Source organism: Streptomyces albospinus (assembly GCF_014648695.1).
Lineage (GTDB): Bacteria > Actinomycetota > Actinomycetes > Streptomycetales > Streptomycetaceae > Streptomyces > Streptomyces albospinus.
Map to the genome: position 1 here is coordinate 1 of NZ_BMRP01000117.1, position 3,441 is coordinate 3,441.

2 protein-coding genes and 1 pseudogene are annotated in these 3,441 nt (G+C 71.3%); all 3 read left to right on the plus strand.

The genetic code is table 11. The features are described 5' to 3' along the window. The first annotated feature begins 370 nt into the window (after positions 1 to 370). Complete coding sequence (locus IEZ17_RS41415; protein WP_189308802.1) at positions 371 to 1,168, plus strand: maleylpyruvate isomerase family mycothiol-dependent enzyme; 798 nt, start codon at positions 371 to 373, stop codon at positions 1,166 to 1,168. A gap of 443 nt (positions 1,169 to 1,611) precedes the next feature. Further along, on the plus strand, positions 1,612 to 3,171 hold the full coding sequence (purF, locus tag IEZ17_RS41420; RefSeq protein ID WP_189308803.1) for an amidophosphoribosyltransferase: 1,560 nt from the start codon (positions 1,612 to 1,614) through the stop codon (positions 3,169 to 3,171). A 33-nt stretch (positions 3,172 to 3,204) separates the two neighbouring features. Further along, positions 3,205 to 3,441 (plus strand): annotated as a pseudogene (locus IEZ17_RS41425) (phosphoribosylformylglycinamidine cyclo-ligase); the annotation flags it as partial.

The following is a 3,441-nucleotide window of genomic DNA, read 5'->3' on the forward strand; positions in this document are numbered from 1 at the left end:
CCACCCGCATCGGCGTCATCGACGGCCAAACCCTCGACATCCAGGGACAGTTCAGCATCTCCCTCACCGAACTGAAGCACACCCACGACACCACCATCCCGGGACTGATCGCCTAGCGTCGCTCCCCGGGCCCCGGCCCGTGACCCGCGCTGCCGACACGGCCCGCCAGCATGTCTGGCGGGCCGTGTCGCCGTTCCGGTCCAGTCGATGAGCGGCGCCGGCCCGGACACCGCCGACGGCGTCCCGTTCACCCGGCGGGGCATCGGCGTCCCGCGCAACGGCGCGACCTGCACGGCCGGGGAGCCCCAGAGTGCCCCGCGCGTCCCTGAATCCGGTCCGCGTGTCAGTGGTGCGGCTTAGGCTGATCACCATGTCGCCCACCGCGCGAAAGTCGCGCCCCCGCCGGTACGACCCCCGCAAGACGCGTGCGGCCGTCACCGCACAGCTGGATCATGTCCGTGCGGCCGTAGGGGAGTTGGCGCCGGAGCAGTTCGCGCTGCCGACCCGGCTGGGCGACTGGACGGTGCGGGAGCTGGTCGCGCATCTGTCCATGGCGGTCGGCAGTGTGGCGCGCGCCCTGCGGCTGCCGGCCCCGGAGCAGGCCGAGGCCGCGCTGATGGACTGGCCGGCGGTCACCGCCGAGTACGCCCCCGGGGTCGATGCCGCCACCCGCGAGCTGGCCGCCGCCCACGACCCCGTGGAGTTGCTGGCGCGTACCGCCGGGGAGTTCGCCGAGCTGATCCCGCGGGAGCCGGACGACCGGGTGCTGCCCGCCCGGCCCTCCGCGATGCGGCTGGACGACTATCTGGTCACCCGCTGCATCGAGCTCGTCGTGCACACCGACGACCTGGCGGCGGCCACCGGCCAGGAGATCCCGTACGACCGTCAGGCGCTGGCCATCACCACCCGGCTGCTGGCCGATGCGCTGGCCGTGAAGGCGCCCGGCGGCTCGGTCGAGGTGCGGGTGCCGCCGTTCGCCGTCGTGCAGTGCATCGAGGGCCCCCGGCACACCCGCGGCACCCCGCCGAACGTCGTCGAGACCGACCCGCTGACGTGGATACGTCTGGCCACCGGCCGTCTGGGATGGGTCGAGGCGCTGGACACGGCGGCGGTCAGCGCCAGTGGCGAGCGAGCCGATATCGGCGGCTGGCTGCCGGTCATGAGCTGAGCGTGTCCGGCGCTCGGTCCGGCTGCCGCGCGCGGGCGTCGCGTATCTCACACCGACCGGCCGGAAAGCAAAACCGGCATAAAGGTTCAAAATGCCTCAAGTTGCCCCGCCGTAGGTGGCGGAAAATACGCGAAAGCGCAGCTCAGAGGGGGTGGCTCGGGTGCGGATGAGGGAGCCGGCCGCCGTCCTTCAGGGGGGAGGGGGTGGGGCGCCGGTCATGCGACCGGGGTCGGTGCGATGCCGCCCTCCGGGACGCCGCGCGCGGTGGCGTACCTGGTGAGAGGCCAGGCGCGCCAAGGGTTTGCGGGGTCCGCGGGGGTGGCGTGCGCGGCAATGTGGACGTGTGCAGGTCAAGCGCGCGCCGTGCGCCGTTCATGCGCTCCTCCAGCTCCGCGTCCATCCCCGGTTCGGATGAATGCGCGACCTGCCCTAGACTCTGGGACGTGCCACGTGGTGACGGACGACTCAACCACGACCTGCTCCCCGGAGAGAAGGGCCCCCAGGACGCATGCGGCGTCTTCGGTGTCTGGGCTCCGGGTGAAGAGGTCTCCAAACTCACCTATTTCGGGCTGTACGCGCTGCAGCACCGTGGACAGGAGTCCGCGGGCATCGCGGTGAGCAACGGCTCCCAAATCCTCGTTTTCAAGGACATGGGCCTGGTTTCCCAGGTCTTCGACGAGACTTCGCTCGGCTCCCTCCAGGGCCATATCGCCGTGGGCCATGCCCGCTACTCCACCACCGGTGCCTCGGTGTGGGAGAACGCCCAGCCGACGTTCCGTGCCACCGCGCACGGCTCGATCGCGCTCGGCCACAACGGCAACCTGGTCAACACCGCCGAGCTGGCCGAAATGGTCGCCGCACTGCCGCGCGACGGCGGCCGTGCGACCCAGGTCGCGGCCACCAACGACACCGACCTGGTGACCGCGCTGCTCGCCGGCCAGGTCGACGAGGACGGCAAGCCGCTGACCGTCGAGGAGGCCGCGCCGCGCGTCCTCCCGAAGGTCAAGGGCGCCTTCTCCCTCTGCTTCATGGACGAGCACACGCTCTACGCCGCCCGCGACCCGCAGGGCATCCGCCCGCTGGTCCTCGGCCGCCTGGAGCGCGGCTGGGTGCTGGCCTCCGAGACGGCCGCCCTGGACATCGTCGGCGCCAGCTTCATCCGGGAGATCGAGCCCGGCGAGCTGGTCGCCATCGACGAGAACGGCCTGCGCAGCTCGCGCTTCGCCGAGGCCCGCCCCAAGGGCTGCGTCTTCGAGTACGTCTACCTCGCCCGCCCGGACACCGACATCGCCGGCCGCAACGTCTACCTCTCGCGTGTGGAGATGGGTCGCAAGCTGGCCGCCGAGGCGCCCGCCGACGCGGACCTGGTGATAGCGACCCCGGAATCCGGGACCCCCGCCGCGGTCGGCTACGCCGAGGCCAGCGGCATCCCCTACGGCTCCGGCCTGGTCAAGAACTCCTACGTGGGCCGGACCTTCATCCAGCCCTCGCAGACCATCCGCCAGCTCGGTATCCGGCTCAAGCTCAACCCGCTCAAGGAAGTCATCCGCGGCAAGCGCCTGGTGGTCGTCGACGACTCGATCGTCCGCGGCAACACCCAGCGCGCGCTGGTGCGGATGCTCCGCGAGGCCGGCGCCACCGAGGTCCACATCCGGATCTCGTCCCCGCCGATCAAGTGGCCGTGCTTCTTCGGCATCGACTTCGCCACCCGCGCGGAGCTGATCGCCAACGGGCTGAGCGTCGAGGAGATCGGCAAGTCGCTGGGCGCCGATTCGCTGGCGTACATCTCCATCGACGGCATGATCGAGGCGACCACGATCGACAAGCCGAAGCTCTGCCGCGCCTGCTTCGACGGTGAATACCCGATGGAGCTGCCCGACCCCGAGCTGCTGGGCAAGCACCTCCTGGAGTCGGAGACCGCGGCCCCGTCCGCCTCCGACGTGGACGGCGTCCGGACGCTCACGGCCGGGGTCGGCGGCGCCGACGCGCTGCGTCGCCCGTAGTGCTCGTACCCACCCAAACGAAAGTTCTCAGCCATGTCCGCTGATTCCACCGGTGCCAGCTACGCGAGTGCGGGTGTCGACATCGAAGCCGGCGACCGCGCCGTGGACCTCATGAAGGAGTGGGTGTCGAAGGCCACCCGCCCGGAGGTCGTCGGCGGGCTCGGCGGTTTCGCCGGCCTCTTCGACGCGTCCGCGCTCAAGCGCTACGAGCGTCCGCTGCTGGCCTCGGCCACCGACGGCGTCGGCACGAAGGTCGACATCGCCCGCCGG